This window comes from Anaerolinea thermolimosa, from assembly GCF_001050195.2.
GTDB classification, from domain to species: Bacteria; Chloroflexota; Anaerolineae; order Anaerolineales; family Anaerolineaceae; genus Anaerolinea; species Anaerolinea thermolimosa.
In genome coordinates this window covers 2,691,970-2,709,940 of record NZ_DF967965.1, presented here as the reverse complement: position 1 = coordinate 2,709,940, position 17,971 = coordinate 2,691,970, and the positions used below count along the sequence as shown (strand labels likewise).

The 17,971-nt window shown below is 59.3% G+C and carries 16 protein-coding genes and 1 pseudogene; 11 read left to right on the top strand and 6 right to left on the bottom strand.

The features are described 5' to 3' along the window. Positions 1–26: 26 nt before the first annotated feature. From nusG to ATHL_RS18930, 11 genes are all read left to right on the top strand, one after another. Positions 27–557 (top strand): transcription termination/antitermination protein NusG, encoded by a 531-nt coding sequence (nusG, locus tag ATHL_RS12320; RefSeq protein ID WP_062194183.1) that lies wholly within the window; start codon positions 27–29, stop codon positions 555–557. 240 nt (positions 558–797) lie between these two features. Further along, entirely contained in the window at positions 798–1,340 is a 543-nt protein-coding gene (locus ATHL_RS12315; RefSeq protein ID WP_062194180.1) for a cytochrome c maturation protein CcmE, read from the top strand. Positions 1,341–1,434: 94 nt separating this feature from the next. After that, positions 1,435–3,492, top strand: a complete 2,058-nt coding sequence (locus ATHL_RS12310; protein WP_062194178.1) for a heme lyase CcmF/NrfE family subunit — start codon at positions 1,435–1,437, stop codon at positions 3,490–3,492. Positions 3,493–3,512: 20 nt separating this feature from the next. Continuing rightward, positions 3,513–4,016, top strand: coding sequence for a cytochrome c-type biogenesis protein (locus ATHL_RS12305; protein ID WP_062194175.1), 504 nt, complete (start codon positions 3,513–3,515; stop codon positions 4,014–4,016). A gap of 23 nt (positions 4,017–4,039) precedes the next feature. Then, on the top strand, positions 4,040–4,588 hold the full coding sequence (locus ATHL_RS12300; protein WP_162787697.1) for a TlpA family protein disulfide reductase: 549 nt from the start codon (positions 4,040–4,042) through the stop codon (positions 4,586–4,588). A gap of 18 nt (positions 4,589–4,606) precedes the next feature. Next, positions 4,607–5,158 carry a zinc ribbon domain-containing protein gene (locus ATHL_RS12295; RefSeq protein WP_062194162.1) on the top strand — a complete coding sequence of 184 codons (552 nt, stop codon included), beginning with the start codon at positions 4,607–4,609 and terminating at the stop codon, positions 5,156–5,158. A gap of 19 nt (positions 5,159–5,177) precedes the next feature. Beyond that, entirely contained in the window at positions 5,178–7,055 is a 1,878-nt protein-coding gene (locus tag ATHL_RS12290; RefSeq protein ID WP_162787696.1) for a c-type cytochrome, read from the top strand. A 13-nt stretch (positions 7,056–7,068) separates the two neighbouring features. Beyond that, positions 7,069–7,809: a heme ABC exporter ATP-binding protein CcmA gene (gene ccmA, locus ATHL_RS12285; RefSeq protein WP_062194158.1), complete on the top strand. Its 741-nt coding sequence runs from the start codon at positions 7,069–7,071 to the stop codon at positions 7,807–7,809. Next, positions 7,806–8,483, top strand: a complete 678-nt coding sequence (locus tag ATHL_RS12280) for a heme exporter protein CcmB (protein ID WP_062194155.1) — start codon at positions 7,806–7,808, stop codon at positions 8,481–8,483. The genes ccmA and ATHL_RS12280 overlap by 4 nt, the downstream gene beginning before the upstream one ends. Further along, positions 8,484–9,182, top strand: coding sequence for a cytochrome c biogenesis protein (locus ATHL_RS12275; protein WP_062194152.1), 699 nt, complete (start codon positions 8,484–8,486; stop codon positions 9,180–9,182). Between the two features lie 26 nt (positions 9,183–9,208). Then, positions 9,209–9,379, top strand: a complete 171-nt coding sequence (locus ATHL_RS18930; RefSeq protein WP_162787695.1) for a hypothetical protein — start codon at positions 9,209–9,211, stop codon at positions 9,377–9,379. 18 nt (positions 9,380–9,397) lie between these two features. Here the strand turns inward: ATHL_RS18930 and ATHL_RS12270 are convergent, their stop codons facing one another. The 6 genes and pseudogenes from ATHL_RS12270 to ATHL_RS12245 all read right to left on the bottom strand — a co-directional run. Beyond that, the gene (locus ATHL_RS12270; protein WP_062194150.1) at positions 9,398–10,417 is read right to left on the bottom strand and encodes a GNAT family N-acetyltransferase; all 1,020 of its coding nucleotides are present in this window, start codon (positions 10,415–10,417) and stop codon (positions 9,398–9,400) included. A gap of 12 nt (positions 10,418–10,429) precedes the next feature. Continuing rightward, entirely contained in the window at positions 10,430–11,146 is a 717-nt protein-coding gene (locus ATHL_RS12265) for a response regulator transcription factor (RefSeq protein ID WP_062194147.1), read from the bottom strand. Beyond that, positions 11,118–13,325 (bottom strand): sensor histidine kinase, encoded by a 2,208-nt coding sequence (locus ATHL_RS12260; RefSeq protein WP_062194145.1) that lies wholly within the window; start codon positions 13,323–13,325, stop codon positions 11,118–11,120. The genes ATHL_RS12265 and ATHL_RS12260 overlap by 29 nt, the downstream gene beginning before the upstream one ends. A gap of 87 nt (positions 13,326–13,412) precedes the next feature. After that, entirely contained in the window at positions 13,413–16,742 is a 3,330-nt protein-coding gene (locus tag ATHL_RS12255; protein ID WP_062194142.1) for an FG-GAP repeat domain-containing protein, read from the bottom strand. A gap of 16 nt (positions 16,743–16,758) precedes the next feature. After that, entirely contained in the window at positions 16,759–17,571 is an 813-nt protein-coding gene (locus ATHL_RS12250) for a hypothetical protein (protein ID WP_062194139.1), read from the bottom strand. Positions 17,572–17,705: 134 nt separating this feature from the next. Next, positions 17,706–17,971: pseudogene (locus ATHL_RS12245) on the bottom strand (DUF5979 domain-containing protein); the annotation flags it as partial.

Sequence of the window (17,971 nt, the reverse complement as noted above, 5' to 3'; positions counted from 1 at the left end):
GTGGTTAGGTTTTTTACAGGATAAAAATGGCTGAGCACTGGTACGCAATGCAAAGTAAGCCCAACCGCGAGGACGCGCTGTATAAAGAACTGGTAACCCGCGGGGTGGAAGCTTTTTTCCCGCGTATCCGAGTCAACCCGGTTAATCCACGGGCCAGGAAGATCAAAGCCTATTTCCCTGGCTACCTTTTTGTGCATGTTGACCTGGAAAAGGTCGGTTATTCTTTCTTTCAGTATATGCCGTTCTCTCGGGGGATGGTGGCTTTTGATCACGAACCGGCGATGGTGCCAGAGAACCTGATTCAGGCGATCCGCCAGAGGGTGCAAGAGGTGAATGAGGCAGGGGGCATAGAATTTGAGGAGATGGAGAAGGGGTCGCGGGTGTACATTTTTGATGGCCCCTTTGCTGGTTATGAGGCGATTTTCGATGTTCGCCTGCCGGGCACAGAGCGGGTGCGTGTGTTGATCGAATTGCTCAGTAAAAGGTATATGCCGGTAGAAATGCAGGTGGGGCAGATCAGACGCGTGCAGAAAAACTCGAAGAGATCCACACGTTAGGCGATTAATCTGATCAGTTCACTCCTGTATCTGGTATAATTCCGCCGACATCAGGAATGGCCGGGAGGCATTCAAAGGGTGTCAGGGTTTCCTCTCAGCGAGTGAGGAACCTGGCAGCGGAGAGGGCTCCTGATTTCTACCCGGAGTGAAAAATAACGCCCGATTCTCACTCTGAATTAATCCTGATCTGACAGAATGAAATCATGATGATCCTTAATGGCTATCGTCGGAGGTTTTGACATGGATATTGCGGAACGGTCAGCTTTGAAGGTGGGCAGTTCTTCCAGGCCTGCGGCGGCGGGTCGATGGAAATTTCTCATCGGCGGACTGATGATCGTCGCGGCGATTGTATATCTGATCTGGACATCGGCTACGGCCAATGCCCAGTATTTTATGACGGTAGATGAGGTGAAGGCCCAAGGGAGCGCTCTGGTGGGGCGGCAGTTACGGGTGTCGGGTGCGGTAGTTGGCGATACCATTCAATACGACTCCGAAAACCTGAAGCTGACCTTCACCATTGCTCATACCCCGGGCAGCCAGAAAGAAGTCGACGCGCAGGGGGGGATGGCGGCCGTGCTCCATGCGGCGGTGGTTGACCCTGCCCGCTCCCGGCTGACGGTTGTGTATCACGGGGTCATGCCTGACTTGCTTCGTAATGAAGCCCAGGCCATTGTGACGGGCAAAATGGGCGAAGATGGGCTGTTTTACGCCGATGAGCTTTTACTCAAATGCCCTACGCGATACGAAGAGGCCGTTCCCGGCCAGGTTGACGCAGGGAAGTGAGTTTTCCTTCGTTTCTACTGGTAAGAGGATGGATCCTTAAAGGTTTTGATGGACGGTAACTCATCGAAACCTTTTTAAGGTTGAGGAGAATTCCATGATTGCTAGCTTTGGTTTTGGCGTGCTGGTGCTTACCTTTCTTGTATCCCTGTATGGCATTGGCGCGGCGGTTTATGGGGTGCGCAGTGGGAAGGCCGCCTGGGTAGAAAGTGCACGGCATGCTCAGCAGTTGACTTTCCCCCTGGTCAGTCTGGCGGCAGGGGCGCTGGTGTATTTGCTTGTTACGGGGCATTATGAGGTCAGTTTTGTTTATTCCGTCACCAGTAATGCCATGCCGCTCTATCTGAAGATCACCTCCTGGTGGGGTGGGCAAGCCGGTTCACTCACCTTCTGGATCTGGCTGCTTTCTGCGTTTACCACGGCAGTCACCCTGCGCCGTTGGGAGCGCGACCGCGAATTTCTTCCCTGGGTGATTGTGGTCAGTCTGGTGACGGTGGCGTTTTTCCTGGCGCTGGTGATCTTCTTTGAGAACCCGTTCAACCGCTTCTGGGCTACCCCAACCGGTGAAGTGGAAGCCTTCTTCCAGCCGGCCAACAGTGTGCCGATTTTCCCGTCCGACGGACGCGGGCTTAACCCATTATTACGGCATCCGGGAATGATTATTCATCCACCGATGCTTTACCTGGGTTTTGTATCGTTTGTCATTCCTTTTGCGTTTGCCATTGCCGCATTGGTGACGGGGCGCACCGATGACCGCTGGATTCGCCTCACGCGGCGCTGGACGTTGGTGGCCTGGTTGTTCCTCTCGTTGGGATTGGTGCTGGGAGGGCGTTGGGCGTATGACGTGCTTGGTTGGGGCGGTTACTGGGGCTGGGACCCGGTAGAAATTGCCGCTTTCATGCCGTGGCTGAGCGGGACGGCCTTTTTGCATTCGGTGATGATTCAGGAGAAGCGTGGGCTGTTCAAGCGATGGAACATGGTGCTGATTATCCTGACCTACTGCCTGGTGATCTTCGGCACGTTCCTTACCCGTTCGGGGGTGTTGTCTTCAGTGCATGCCTTCGCTCAGAGCGCCATCGGCCCGATGTTCTTTGGTTTCATCGGGGTGATGTTTATCCTGTCACTGGCGTTGCTTCTCTACCGCTGGACCGATTTGGAAGCCGAAGGTCACATGCACTCGCTGCTTTCCCGCGAGTCGTTGTTTCTCTTTAATAATTTGCTCTTCATGGGTATCCTCGTAGTTTGCTTTTCAGGGGTAATTTTCCCGCTCGTTTCGGAGTTGCTTACTGGCCAGAAGGTGACAGTTGGCCCCCCCTTCTATGAGCGGGCTACAGCGCCGCTTTTTGTGGGGTTGTTGTTCCTGATGGGCGTTGCGCCTCTCTCGGCGTGGGGGCATTCTACCATCCGCACGCTGGGGCGGGCTTTATGGAAGCCAGCGCTCGTCTCTGTGGTAGTCCTCGGGTTGGTTTTGCTGGCTGGGGTGCGTTCCTTTGGGGCGCTCCTGGGCTTCTGGCTGGTGGCTTTCACCGCCTCCGTGACGTTGTATGAGTATGGGCGGGCGGTGCTGGCGCGCGCACGGCGTACGGGCGAGAACCTGTGGATGGCCTTCTGGAATCTGGCCGGGCGGAACCGGCGCAGGTATGGTGGGTACACCATTCACCTGGGAATCGTACTCATGGCGATTGGGATCATCGGGATTGAAATTTTCCAGCAGGAGACGCAAGGCACACTCAAAGCCGGAGATTCGATTCAATTGGCGGGGTATACGGTCACTTACCGCAAGCTGGACGAGTTCGATGCTCCCGATGGACGCAATGTGGCCCGGGCGGTGGTTGATGTTTCTCGTGGCGGGCGTTATCTGGGAGAGCTTCACCCCCGGCGGGATTACTATTATGCCTCACAGCAGCCCATGACCATCCCCGGTGTACGCAGTACGCTGGAGGACGACCTGTATGTGTTGCTGGTAGACTGGCGTCCGATTTCGGCAGAAGGGGCTACCTTCAAGGTGTTCCATAACCCGCTGGTCAACTGGGTATGGATTGGCGGTATCTGGTTGATCTTTGGTACCCTGGTAGCTGCCTGGCCCGACCGTGACCCCGAGGTAGAACAGGCGCGCACAGTGGGGCGTGAGCGGTTGGCTCGGCAGACAGCCTAGGAATGAGAGGCACGTTTTTGATGAGTAAGAAGGTGTTTCTGCTGGTTTCTCTTCTGATGATGGTTGCGGCGCTGGTGGGGGGGCTGGCCCAGAGGGTGCAGGCACAACAACCGACCCCTTCGGATAACGACGTCAACCGGGTGGCGCGACAGCTTTATTGCCCGGTGTGTGAAAATGTTCCGTTGGACGTCTGCCCGACCACGGCCTGTCAGGAGTGGCGGGAACTGATTCGGCTGAAGCTCTCTGAAGGCTGGAGCGATGAGCAGATCAAAGAATACTTTGCCATGCAATACGGAGACCGGGTGCTGGCCGAGCCGCCACAGCGCGGTTTAAACTGGCTCATTTATGTCCTGCCGCCGGTAGCCATTCTGGCCGGGGCGGTGCTGGTGATCCGCATCCTGCGAAGGATGCAGGCAAAGCCCACACCGGCAGAGGCTGCTCCAGCGGTTCTCCTCTCACCGGAGGATGAATATCTGAAGCGCGTTGAAGAAGAGCTGAAGCGGGCGGAAAAGTCCGGGAGGTGAGGAAGATGGATCGTGGAGAGGTTATGAGTGTGTCAGAGACTACCCCGCGGCGCCTGCCGACGGTGGTGATTGTGCTGGCTTTTGTTCTTCTTCTGGGGTTTCTGGCGCTGATTGCCTGGGGGTTGCGGCGTTCTATGAGCGGTCCGATCAGCGTGGGAGACCGGGTGCCGGATATTCAAATGATCACCTTCGATGGGCAGACGATTCACAGCCGCGACCTGGCCGGGAAAGTCATCGTGGTCAATTTCTGGGCTTCGTGGTGCAAGCCGTGTGAGCAGGAAGCCCGCGAGCTGGAAGAGGCTTACCAGTATTTCAAGGATTCGGGAAAGGTGGTTTTCCTGGGGCTGGCCTATGTGGACACCGAGCCAAATTCCAAAGCCTACCTGGAAAAATTCGGCATTACTTACCCCAATGGCCCCGATCTACGCACGACCGTCTCGCAGATGTTCCGCATTCGCGGCGTACCTGAGACGTATATTATCGGAAGTGATGGGCGATTGGCGGCGGTGAAAATTGGCCCCTTCCAGTCAACCCAGGAGATAATCCAAACCATTCAACCATTGATCCACTAGAAAAGGGTTCACCGCGGCATGGATATCGGAACGGTTTTTCTTGTGTTGGCACTGGCTGTGCTGGTGGGTTTGTTCATCAGCCAGCCTTTTTTCCGTTCATTCAACAACCGAACTCCCTTACTGGATACCGCCCGGGTAGATAGCGTGGAGCACCGTCGTTCGGCGTTACTTGCCGAACGAGATCGGTTGTTTTCAGCATTACAGGACCTGGATTTTGATTTTGCGCTGGGGAAAATCCCAGAGGAAGATTATCCCGTGCAACGGGCGGAATTGCTGCGCCATGCGGCTGGGGTCTTGCGCGAACTGGATGCTCTGGAAGGTCACCCGGCCGAGGCTGCTGTGGAAGAGCGAATCGAGCGCGAGGTGGCCGCACGGCGCGCTGACGCGGCTTCAAGGAGGGTGGCAGCGGCAGAGAACGCCATTCCTCAAGAAGATGAACTGGAAGAGTTAATTGCCCGCCGGCGGGCGCAACGGAAGGACAAGGCCGCCGGTTTTTGCCCGAAATGCGGGCAGGTGGTGCAGCGCTCGGATGCTTTCTGTTCGAACTGTGGTACCAGGCTCCATGATTAAGCGGCTTCAGGGGAAAAGAATGATGAGAAAATGGTTCTGGCTGCTCGGCGGCCTGATTACGCTGATGTTCATAAGCGGCTGTGGTGGAATTTCACTGGCAGAAGATATCACCCCTCCGCCCAACCTTCAAAATGCGACCGCGGCCCAGCCTTCAGAGGTGCAGGCCGTCAGCACGGCTTTTCCGCTTCTGCCACCGGATCCTGCGCAGGGGAAGGTGATTTATGAAGAAAAATGTTTACCCTGCCACGGATCGACGGGCATGGGAGACGGTCCTCAGGCGAGTAATCTGCCTGCCACCCCACCAGCCATAGGTAGCCCTGAGGTGGCACGCAAGGCACGCCCGGCAGATTGGTTCACGGTGGTCAGCGAGGGCCGGCTTGATCGCTTTATGCCGGGGTTTTCGGGCAGCCTCAATGATCGTCAGCGCTGGGATGTGGTGGCCTATGTGTTCACGCTGAGCAGACAGTCGATTGACCTGGGCACAGGAAAGCAGGTTTACGAGGCGCGTTGTGCTTCCTGTCATGGCGATCGCGGGCAGGGCAGTGCAGAGAATGCACCTGATTGGACCAACCAGCAAAGACTGGCCGGGTTGTCGGACGAGGAACTGGAAAAGGCCGTGGTCGAGGGCCAGGGGAGTATGCCGGCTTTCGGGGATCAGCTTTCGGCGAGTGAACGCACCGCCGTGGTGGCTTACATTCGCTCCCTGACTTATGCCAGTAGCGGGGGAGGGGAACAGGCGCAGACTACCCCTGAAGCGAAGCAAACCCCTCAGGGAGAAGCTCCTGTGGCGGAGGGCACCCCGGGAACAACACGCAGCCTCACCATTCGGGGGAGGATTACCGGCCCGGGAGGCGTGACCCCTCCGGCTGGCCTCAAGGTGACCTTAATAGGGTTCGAAGGCATGAACCAGGTTTCGGAAACGACGACGGTGAGCGGCGCGGACGGGAGTTATCAATTCGAAGATGTCCAGGTCAAACCGGGGACGGCTTTCATGGTGCGGGTTGAGAAAGACGGCTACACCTTCAATTCGGATATTTTGCATCCCTCAGACGTCAGCGGAGAGGTGGCCGACCTGCCAGTAACCGTGTATGAGACGAGCACTGATCCTTCGCAGTTGATGGTTGACCGCCTGCATGTATTCTTTGATTTCAGCCTGGCCGGCAAGGTGCAGGTGGTGGAATTGTTTATCATCGCTAACCCGACCGATAAGTTGATTGTGCCAGCGGCCCCAGACCAACCCGCGCTGGTTTTCTCTTTGCCGGAGGGGGCAACCAACCTTCAGCTTGACGGCGGTGCCCTGGGAGATCGATTCGTCCAAACGGCCGATGGCTTTGGCGATCTGGCACCCATTGCTCCGGGTTCACAGCCGCACCAGGTTCTCTTTTCTTATGATCTTCCATACGACCGTAAGCTCGATTTGGCGATTCCATTGCCTCTGTTTGTGAATGCGGCGGTAGTCATGCTGCCTCCGGGCGGGGTAAAATTGGAAAGTGATCAGCTGATGGCTGCAGGTTCACGGGATGTACAGGGAATGACCGTTCAACTATACACCGCCTCCGGGCTTTCGGCGAAAGATCCTTTGCGGATGCGGCTTTCAGGCAAAGCTGCTGGAACCCCGGCAAACGGCAATGGTCACACTGGCCTCTTGATCGGGCTGGGAGCGTTTGGGTTGGCTCTGGTGGGGGCAGGGGTATGGTTGTTGCGCCAGAAGAAGGGGGTTGCTACACCTGTGGTGGAGAATGAGGTTGAGCCGCCTGAGGAGAGTGAAGAGAGCCTGTTGGATGCCATTGTGGCGCTGGACGATCTGTACCAGGCCGGTAAATTACCTGAAGAAGCCTACACCCTGCGCCGGGCAGAACTCAAAGAACGCTTACGCCGGCTGCGTGGCACCCACTGACCTGATTTAGCCCATGCAAGATTCTACCCTCATTGAAGTCTCCCGGTTGCTGAAGCGTTTTGGGCCGAAGGTTGTTCTGCGCGGGCTGGATTTTCATGTACGCCAGGGCGAATTTGTGGCGCTTTTAGGCCCCAATGGCGCCGGAAAGACCACTTTTTTGCGTATTCTGGCTTCTCTTTCGGCGCCTTCGGCCGGGCGGGTGAGTGTGGCGGGCTGCGACCTGCCCCGCCAGGCCACCGCAGTGCGCCAGAAGCTGGGGGTTGTTTCGCACCTTCCTCTCCTTTATGGCGATCTTACCGCTGAAGAGAATTTGCGCTTTTACGGCCGCATGTATGGCGTTGATGCCCTCGAAAAACGGGTGGGCGAAGTGCTTACCCTGGTGGGGTTAACCTCACGCCGACGCGACCTGGTGCGGACATTCTCCAGAGGCATGCAGCAGCGCCTGGCCATCGGGCGGGCCATTCTTCATGACCCGGAGGTGCTTTTACTGGACGAACCGCACACAGGGCTGGACCAGGATGCCTGTGAAATGCTGGATGAGGTGCTCATGCAGGTGGCAGCGCGAGGGCGAACGGTGGTGATGACCTCGCATGACCTGGCGCGGGTGGAGGAAATGGCCTCGCGGTTTGATGTGCTCAGCCGGGGGAGAATCTGCTCCAGTGTGCGGCGCGATGCCCTCCCCCCCGATGGATTGCTCGCCTTTTATCGCCGTGCCCTGGCTGAAGCGACCCCCCCGGTGGAGGAGGCATTATGAGGGGGTTCCTGCGGGCTCTGGGGGCGGTGGTGTGGAAAGACCTGGCGGCTGAATTACGCAGCCGGGAATTGCTTTCTTCCATGCTTGTTTTTGCCTTGCTGGTGATCTTCATCTTTAATTTTGCGCTGGAACTGGATGCGGTCGCGCGGGCAAACGTTACCTCAGGGGTGTTGTGGGTGACTTTTGTATTTGCCGGCACGCTTGGGCTCAACCGGTCGCTGGCAGTGGAGAAAGATCGGGGTTGCCTGGATGGCTTGCTGCTGGCACCAGTAGATCGCACGGCGATTTATTTTGGCAAGGCCATTGCAAATCTGGTTTTCATGCTGGTGGTGGCGGCCATCGTATTGCCGGTTTACAGCATTCTTTACAACGTCAACCTCTTTGCGCAGGGGGGGCTACTGTGGGTCATTTTCCTGGGTGCTGAAGGATATACCGCGGTGGGCACACTGCTGGCCGCCATGGCGGTGCAGGCGCGCACCCGCGATATTCTGCTCCCGATTCTGTTGTTCCCGGTGGTGATTCCGGTGCTGGTGGCGGCTGTGAAAGCCAGCAGTGGGTATCTTCAGCGCCTGCCCATGGAAGAAATTCTCCCCTGGTTACAGCTTCTGCTGGCCTATGATGTGATCTTTACTTCCATTGCTTTCATGGTGTTTGAGTCTGTTGTGGAGGAATGAATGAAATCTCAACCTCGTTTACTCATCGGCCTGGATGTGGTAACCGTGTTGGTGATGGCGGTTGCCACGTACATGGTCTTCGGGTATGCCCCCATCGAACGGGTGATGGGCGCAGTGCAGAAAGTGTTTTACTTCCATGTGGCCGCTGGTTGGGTAGGTATGCTTGGTTTCCTGGCTGCGGTCGTTGCCGGGGTTGCCTACCTCGTCTCACGCAAACCGGTTTGGGACCTGGTGGGGCTGGGAGCAATTGAAATTGGGCTCACCTTCATGCTGATTAACATCATCACGGGGTCCATCTGGGCGCGCCCCATCTGGAACACCTGGTGGACGTGGGACCCGCGCCTGACGACTGCCACGATTATGGAGCTGCTGTACGCGGCTTACCTGATGCTGCGCCAGGGCATTGAAGACCCCGAACGGCGCGCCCGTTTTGGGGCGGTGTATGCCATCATTGGGTTCATCAGTGTGCCGCTTACCTTCTTTTCGATCCGCATTTACCGCACCATTCACCCGGTGGTAATCGGCGGCGGTGACCCGACGGTTTCGGGTTCATTTTCCATGACTCCGGCCATGGGGGCGACGTTTGCGGTAAGCCTGGTGGCGTTTTCATTCCTCTTTGCCAGCCTGCTGTGGCACCGCATTCGCCTGGGGCAGCTGGGTGCACGGGTGGAACAGATGAAGTTGAAGCTTACTGAGTGAGCACGGGAAAGCGAAAAGAGGTTTTTATGGATACACCTGCCAATACAGTGGCTTACATGATCGCCGGTTATGCGGTTATCTTTGGCGTCATGCTGATCTACATTGTCAGCCTGGTGGTGCGCCACCGTAACCTGCGTCAGGAAGAACAGCTTTTAGAGGAGCTTCAGAAAGAAGAAAAGAAGGCCGGGAAACCCTGAGGCTCCCGGCCCGGTCTCTCAAATGGGCGGGGTCAGGATGGCGCGTTCCAGGAAGCGATCGATGGCGCCGAAGCGGTATTTGTATTCCTCATCCCCGCGCATGAAATCAAAGGCTTCGTGGTGAGTTTCGTTACACCATTTAAGCTGGTAGCCGAGCAGCACCCAGCCCGGGGAGAATTCAATATGGGCTACGGAGATACCCGAGTTGTACACCCATAGACGGTTGAGGTAGTCAAAGGCGAGCTGGGAGGCGGCCTTTTGCCCCGCAATTTCAAGAAAAGCCAGATGTAAACAACCTTCGCGGAAAGCCCACCAGATGACCGAGCGCAAGAACTGGCGCATGGGTGGGGTGAGAAAGCGCGCTTTCTCTTCGTCCTGTTCCATGAGGGCGAGGAAGGCAGTGATTTCGTCATCCAGCGTGGCCGGATCGTTTACTAGGTACCAGCGGAAGGGCAGGCCCGAAGTCTCCAGGCGGCGAATTTTGCGCCTGATTTCATGGCGCTGTTTTTTATCAATGCTGGCCAGGTAGGCTTCCCAGTCGCCGGGGATGGGGATGTAGGGGCAATGGTAGACACGTGTGGCTTCATAGCTCCAGCCGAGGTGGCTGGCGACGTTTTTCAACGCTGGCAGGGTGGGGCTGTCATCAAAGATATTATAAAGGTCGAGCGCCTGCCAGGCTGGCAGGTTGGCTGTCTTGAGGAAGGGTAAAAGCTCCTGGAGGAAAGGCTCTAGCCTTCCCTGGGCGACGATGAGGTCGAGGTAATCGGATACTTCCACACTGCCTACCAGCATCAACCGGGCAAGACCCTGATGCGCCGGAGTGTAGAAGAGCGGGGCAATCCCCACCAGGCGCCTGTCTTCCTCAGCGGTGACCAGGGCGAGTTGCGCTTCGGGCCATTCTCCGCCGCCGTGGGTTTGCCACCAGGTGCGCAGGTAGCCGTAACGTAAGAAGGGAACGTGGACGTGATTCTGCTCGACCAGCCGGTTCCAGTCGGTTTCCAGGCTGTCCGGGAAGGTGTTGTGTAACGTTAAGTTCATAGCACTCCTGTTTCATGGTTCTTCCGGTAACTGGAGGGTACCCGTGCCAGTGCCAAGACGGTAACCAAACCCTCGCACGGTGCGAATCCAGCGCGGGTGGCTGGGATCGGCCTCAAATTTCTGGCGCAAGGTCCAGATGTAACGCCGCACGGCGGGGCGTTCGCCCTGATAGTAATCTCCCCAGACCTGCTGGCTGAGTTCGTCTTCGGATACTGCCCGCCCTTTGTTGCGCACCAGCACTTCCAGCAGGCGATATTCGGTGGGGGTGAGCGGAACAGGCTGACTGCCCCGATAGACCTCGCGTTTGTCAAGGTCAAGGGTGAACTCACCAAAATAAAGCAGGCGGCGTTCGCTGGTCTGGCGCGCGCGGGTGCGGGAGAGCACAGCCTGAATGCGCGCCGTCAGCTCGGCAAAACTGAAAGGCTTGGTGACGTAATCATCTACACCGAGTTGAAAGCCGCGGAGTTTATCGGCTTCGCTGGATTTGGCCGTGAGAAGGATGATGGGCACATCGGAGAGTTCGCGCAGGCGCGCGCACACTTCCCAGCCATCCATGACAGGCATCATCACATCCAGCACTACCAGGTCAGGATGTTCGCGGTAGGCGATGCGCAGAGCATCGGGGCCGTTGTTGGCAATGAAGACCTCATATTTTTCCCCGCGGAGGTAATCCTCCAGAAAGCGCAGCAGGGTGGGGTCGTCATCCACGGCCAGAATTTTCCAGCTCATGTTCTTCCCCTGATTCCTCTTCCTGGGCGAGGGGCAGCCAGCAGATAAAACGGGCACCCCCTTCGGGATGATTTTCTACCCTAATTGTACCATTCATCGCTTCCAGAAGGCGCTGAACCATGTACAGACCCAGCCCGTGGCCGTAGACGGTCTGCGCATCGGAAGAGCGGGCGCGGAAAAAGCGGGTAAAGAGCAGGGGAAGGTCAGCTTCGGCGATACCCGGGCCGTGATCGCGCACAGAAAGCCAGCCCAGACCGTCCTGCATCCCGGCGGTGACCTCCACCGGCCCTTCAGGAGCGTATTTGAGGGCGTTATCCACCAGGTGGAAAAGCACACTGGTCAGAGCGCGTTCATCGGCTAGAAAGTCTGGCAGGGCGGAGGGGAGATTCCAGTGAATGCGCTCAGCGCCGGGAAGGTGGGTCATCTGGCGCTGGATGGCGCTGACGACAGAATGGATATCCAGCGGAGCAGGGTAGACGGGAGCGCGACCGGCGTCTAAAGCGGAAAGATCGAGGATCGTTTCGATGAAGTGCGTCAGGCGGCGAATTTCGGCCTGCACCAGCTGGAGTGTGCGGCGTACAGCGACGGGCAGATTGCGGGGGCGGGCGAGGAGGAGCTCGATGCCAGCGTTGATGTTGGTGAGCGGGGCGCGCAGTTCGTGTGAAACGAGGGAGACGAAATCGGATTTTAACCGGTCGAGGTTTTGCAGGGCCAGGTTCTGACGTTCCAGTTGAGCATAGGCTTCGGTGAGGCTGGCGGTCTTCTCGGCCACCCGCTCCTCGAGGATGAGGTTCATGCGGCCCAGTTCAGCGTGGGCGCTGGCCACCTGTTCATAGGCGGTCTGCAGGGCGGCCTGCTGGCGTTTAATCTCGCTCAGGTCATGGGCGGTGCCGGCGAGGGCAAGTTGTTCACGCCGCCCCCACAGCAGGGGGCGCAGGGAGAGCATCACCGGCACAGGCGTGCCATCTGCCCGTTGCAGGGTTACCTCACCCGACCAGCCTCCGCGCAGACCGGCCTGAAGCATGGCGGGCACGGCCTGCGCGGGCTGCACCCATTGCCCCAGTGGAAGGCCGAGCAGGCGTGCTTCCGGGCTGGCTCCACAGACCTCTAAAAAGGCGGGGTTGACCAGCCTGAGTTCTCCTGTGGCACTGCAAATAAAGGCTGGCTCGGCAAGGCTTTCTACCAGGCGGGCATATTTCTGGTATTCCAGCTCGCCTGCAAGCAGTCCCTGGCTGCCGATGAGGGCCATGCCCAGCAGGATGGTACCCCACAGCCCGATGGGGTCGGGTTGGCCGTTGATCTGCCATTCGATGAGGGTGTACCAGCCGAGGGTGATGGTGAGGACAAGCGGCACGAGGGCCTGCGCTCCGGCCAGGGTACGCTGGAGGAAGGGTTGACCCGCGGGAACTTCTTCACTGGCGGGTACGGCGCGGGCAGATTGCCACACCCACCCCAGCAGGAGCAGGTTGCCCAGCACCCACCCGATGCCGATGGGACTGCCAAAGGGATAACCTGTTTCGGCAGTGAGTAGAGCCAGGCTCCAATCGCTGATGGTGTGCGCAACCAGGCCAGAAACCAGCCAGGCCAGGCTGAGGCCAGAGGTTGGGCCGCGTTTAAGCAGAGAAAGATCGAGCAGGAGGATGAGGAGTGCCAGATCAAGCGCAGGATAAAGCAGGCGCGGTGCCGGGACGTTGGCAAGCGGTTTAAGAACCACCAGCCAGGCCAGCGCCAGAGCTGAAAGCGAGGTGATGACCCCTGCCGAAAGAGACTGCAATCGGCTGTGTAGAGAGCGACTCTGCTCTGGCCAGAGCAGCCAGCCAACCACCAGGAGCGCATTCCCGCCAGCCCAGAGGATATCGGGGAGGGAGAAGCGGTTACTCACCCCTGACGGCCAGAGAGCGGCCATTCCCAGGCGCAATGCGGCAGCCAGTGCCCACAACCCCAGCCCGAAGGCGACCCATCTCCAGGCACGCCGCAAACGCCCGGAAGGAAGTACACGCCACGTCTGCCAGGCGAAGGTTGCCGGCAGGCTGGCCGTGAAGCACAGGGTGAGCCCTCCGGTTAAAAAAGCCTGCCGGGGGTCAGGATCTGCCCAGAGGAGCCAGGCCAGGTAAAGGATGAACAGAAAAACCAGCCCGGCTACCGGCAGATTCAGACGAGGAGATCGGTTAGCCGCCATAAAAAGTATTATAGCTGTAAGTGGTGGGGCGCGGTGCTTTGCCCTGGTATGGTCACGGCGCCCCACCGTTTTGCCATTCCCTCCGGCTTATTTGCGAATCAGAGGGAGGTACACGTTCCGTTCGGAAGGCGGCGGGGTGGCACTCCCCTCCAGGTAGAGGATGGCGCCGCTGGCTGAACCGATGTAAGCCTCCACAAAGCCATCGCCGTTGGTATCGGCGGCGGTGGGCACGGTGGGATTGGGGAGGCGCACGCCGCGGAAGGGATCGCGGTTGTCGGTCACGCGGTTGATGTAATAGGCGTCGGAGTTCGCATCGTAGAAGGCGTGAAGCAGGGTTTGCACTTCGCCCAGGTTGTTGCCAAACCACCAGGTAGAAGGCCCGGCGAGGGTGCCGTTCCATTCGCCGTTGTCGAAATAGGGCTGGTTGTTGAAGGGAGCTTGCGTATTTTGCGGGCGCCAGTTGAGGTAGTAGAAGGGGTTAGAAACCACAGCAATATTTTCTTCAAATTCCGAGACGCTTGTTGGAAGGGTATAGATTGGCTCGCTGTTCGAGTCCAATCCCCCGCAGAGGAATTGGGTCACGGCATAATAGGAGCTGTATCCGCTGGAAGCAAAAGACCCCAGGGTGATGAAGGCGTCAAGACAGGGGTAACTCTCGCTGGGGAAAAAGGTGATGCGCGTGCCGACCTCGTAATTGGTGTAGAACCCGAAAGATGTGCTGGTGGAAGGGAAGGGCTGGCTGGGAAGGGGGGTGAAGCTCCCGGCGCTGGTATCGTAATAATATCCGCGGATATAGCCTTTCCCATTCAAGTAACCGCTGACATAAGCCTCGGTTCCGGGGTAATTGGGGTGGGTGTCGGCAAAAGTAACGTTACTGACCCCAAAAGGAGTGGGAATGGAGGAAAGCGGGTTGCGCTCCGGGGGTTGAAGGCGGAACACCGCTCGCGTGGGTGTGCCGAGGTTGCGATAGTAATCAAGACCACTGTCACTGCCCACGAAGGCGTCCAGATCAGAATCGCCGTCCACGTCGCCAAAGTTGACCGAGCGAGAATAGAAGGCTTCGTACTGGTTGGGGGGGATAACCGCTCCCAGGGGGTTGAAGCGGTAGTCCACAAAGGCCAGGGGGCTGGCGGGCGGCACAGCAGGGGTGACGTTCTCATAAAAGCGGAAGGTGTTGAGCACACTGCCGGTGATCAGGTCGGGGTCGCCGTCGCTATCCAGGTCGGCGAAGGTGGGGGCGGCGTACTGCCCGAGTTCAAGGAAAGCAAAGGGGTTATCGGCACCAGTGATCTCGGTGAAGGGGCCGATGGGGTAATTGGCGTTGCTGCCGGGATCATCGGGTGTCTGGTCGTTGTGGAAGACGCGCACGCGGCCATCGGCAGTACCGATGACCAGGTCAGGGCTGGTGTCGCCATCGAGGTCCTGGAAGACAGGTGTGCCGAAGGGAATGGAGAGTGTGTCCAGGCCGAGGTCTGCAGGGTTGCCGATTTCAAAGAGGGGGCCATCGTCTCCACCCAGGTTGTGCAGATAAATTAATCCACCGGCTCTGGTACCAAGGATGAGGTCGGGGTAGGTTTCGTAATCGTCGGCGGCCACTGCGGCCGGGGCGAGGTACTCGCCGGAGATGGAGAGAGGCTGGCCAGTGTTGGGGTCAACAAACGGGTCGTAGCGCCCGCTGCTATCGGATGCGTTCAACTGGAAGTTGGGCTGAGAGGCGGTGCCCTCGTTCTCGTAGTAGCACAGCCGCCAGACGCCTGTGCCCTGGGTTGTCACCCCGCCGGTAACCCCGGTGGCAAGCGGCACATCCGGTGGCAGGGGGGAAGCCTGGCGCGATTCGGTGGAGAGAGAGAAACCCTCGGTGGCAAGTGCGCCCGTACTGCCGGGCAGGCCTCCGGTGCCCGCTGGCGCGGTGGAGATCGCCGGGCAGAGACCATCGGGCAACTGGGCGGCAATGACCAGGTCGTAATCGTCAAATCCTCCCTGCTGGTGGTCGAAGTCCGCCAGGAGAGGTGCGCCATAGGGGAAAGCCCCCGGGTCGGCGGGGAACCAGCGCGCATTGCCCTTCAGTTCTACAAAGCGGCGCTCGCCGGTTTCCTTCAGCAGGTTCCTGTAATTGCGGATGGCCCCGTCCTTGCCGCCGGTGAGGGCATCGGGGTCGCCGTCACCGTCGAGGTCGGCAAAGGTGACCATACCCGCCCCTTCATCCACTCCAAAGATGCGCCCGCCGGAATCGAGCGGCATGAGAAAATCTGCCGGGGTGAGCCAGGGGACAAAGTGCTTGACCTCTGGCGAGGGGTCGTAGCGCATGGCAAAGACCTGGCCATCGCCAGAGAGGGCGGCGAAATCCGGGTGGCGGTCGAGGGTCAGGTTGCCGAATTCGGGCACCACGTAGGCGCCAAAGTCGGGCTCGGCAAGGGGGTCGGTGGTGCCGGGGGGGTTGAGGGGGTTAGCAGGGCCGGTGCGCAGGGTGAAGGTGGGGCTGGTGGGGGTGCCGGTGTTCTCAAAGTAGCGCACCACGCCGCTGGCGAGGCCCACAAAGAGGTCCAGGTCGCCGTCGCTATCGGCGTCGAAGAGCTCAGGGAAGGGCCGCGCGCCGGGCAGGCGCAGTTCCTGCGGCTGGCTGGTGTAATTGCTGATCAAAACCGGGCAGCGCCGGTCGACCCCTGGCGCCACGCCTTTATAAATGAGCAGTTCGTATTGTGCGCCTGTGTCGGTGGAATAAATCACTCCCACGACCGCATCCAGAATATTGTCTCCGGTGAGATCGCCGACGGCCAGGGTGATGATCTCTTTGCTCCAGTTGTTGCTATCGTATTCCGGTGGGCTGGTGATGCGGCAGTTTAGCCCGGGTGAACCGGTTTCGGTGATGCCGACGATAGAAGGTACATTGGGGGTGGTGCCGGAGACTTTATTAAAGGTGCCGCCGTCGTTCTGGTAATACTCGATGACCAGTTTTGGGGGTGACTGGGTGCGGTTTACCGCGGCGATGAAGAGGTCGGGGTCGCCGTCGCGGTCGTTATCGACCAGCTCGGGGTGGACGTAAGTGGAAGAGCCCGGAGGGGCGTAGTCGATGGCAAGGAGCCCGCCGGGGTAAAGGTTATCGGGCAGGCGGTAAAATGCGGCGCCCACATTGGGACCGCCGGCGTTGCGGTAAAGCACCAGGCGGCCGCTCATCTCACCTGCCAGCGCATCGGGGTCGCCGTCGCCATCAATATCACCCAGGGTGAAGCCCGAGTACATCCCCAGCTTCAGGTCGGCAAGGGGAGGGCCTCCCTGGAGATAAATGGGAGCCGGAGAAGGCGGGGTGGGTGCGGATGCGGGGGCGGCCCGGGCGGGCAGGGCAGAGGTGAGGGTGGCACCCAGCAGGCCCGCCGCCAGGACGCGGAAGAGGTGAGAGGATGAGATTTTCAATCGCATGGGTTCGACTCCGGATTCAATGGATCAAAGAGCTGGACAGGAGCAATGCGCTCAGGTTAAAGGCCAGGTGAGCCAGCATGGCCGGGCACACCTGGCCTTCCTGACCGGCCAGCCAGGAAAACAGACAGGCGGCGACCGCCGCCGGGAGGAAGGTCAGAGGCCGAAAGGTAAGCGCGCCTGCCAGCAGAGCGTGAGGCAACCAACCGGCGGGACGGCGCAGCCACTGCCCGCGCAGTAACCGCGCGCTGTGAAAGGCCATCCCGACCGCCGCCAGAAGCGCCAGCGTCAGATGGAGGCCTGAAAGCCGCTCTCCGGGCGGGGTGAGGGCGGGTAACCCGGTTCCGGCCAGCTGAAAGAGGAAAGCGAATGCCAGCCCTAACCCCAGCCCCCAGAAAAGCGCCCGGGCTGAAGACCCCGCAGGCCGGTTTTCCGGCACGACGGGAGCGGGAGGCAGGAGCGGGAAGAGGAGCGTCAGCGCGGCGGCCTGGGTGGCCGGAATCCAGAGCAGGCCCGGCCCGGCCAGGGGAATGGGGCGCTCCAGCAGGAGCACCGGCAGCCAGCCGGCCAGAGCAGGCAGGGCATATCCCAGCAGAAGGAGGAGGGGGAAGGAAAAGGGTGTGCCGATGCGGGCGCGCAACGCGCCCAGCGCCGTGGCGAGTGTGATGACGCTGAAAAGAAGCAGGAGATAAGCCAGTGAAGTGAGCAGGTGGAACAGCTCGAGCATCGGGAGGTGCGGGGCGGCAAGCAAACCGGCCCCCACCGCCAGCCCTGCCGCGATGACGGGCACGGTGAGTGAGGAAAGTCTGTACGACGGAAGGGCCTGGTTCATGGGCACAGCCTGTGGCACCGGAGTAGGGCCCCGGCGGGTGAGTCTGCCTTTCTATCAAAAGTAGTCTGGTTCCTTCGGGGGAGTGTTCCCCCGGAGAATACCGGGGGAACACTCCTGAAGGAGTGATTACCTCATCACGGGCACGGCAGGTCGGGCGGACAACCGATGGTGGGCGAAGGCGTGATGGGTGTCTTGGTGGGGGTGGGCGTCTGGGTCTTGGTCGGGGCGATGGTATAGGTCAGCGTGAACCGCAGGGTGGGTGTGGGGGTGAAGGTGTTCGTCGGGGTAGGCGTGTTGGTGCGCGTGGGAGTGGGTGTGCGCGTGGGCGTCTTCGAAGGCGTCAGCGTGATGGTGGGGGTGTTGGTGATGGTGGGGGTGTTGGTAATGGTAGGCGTGTTGG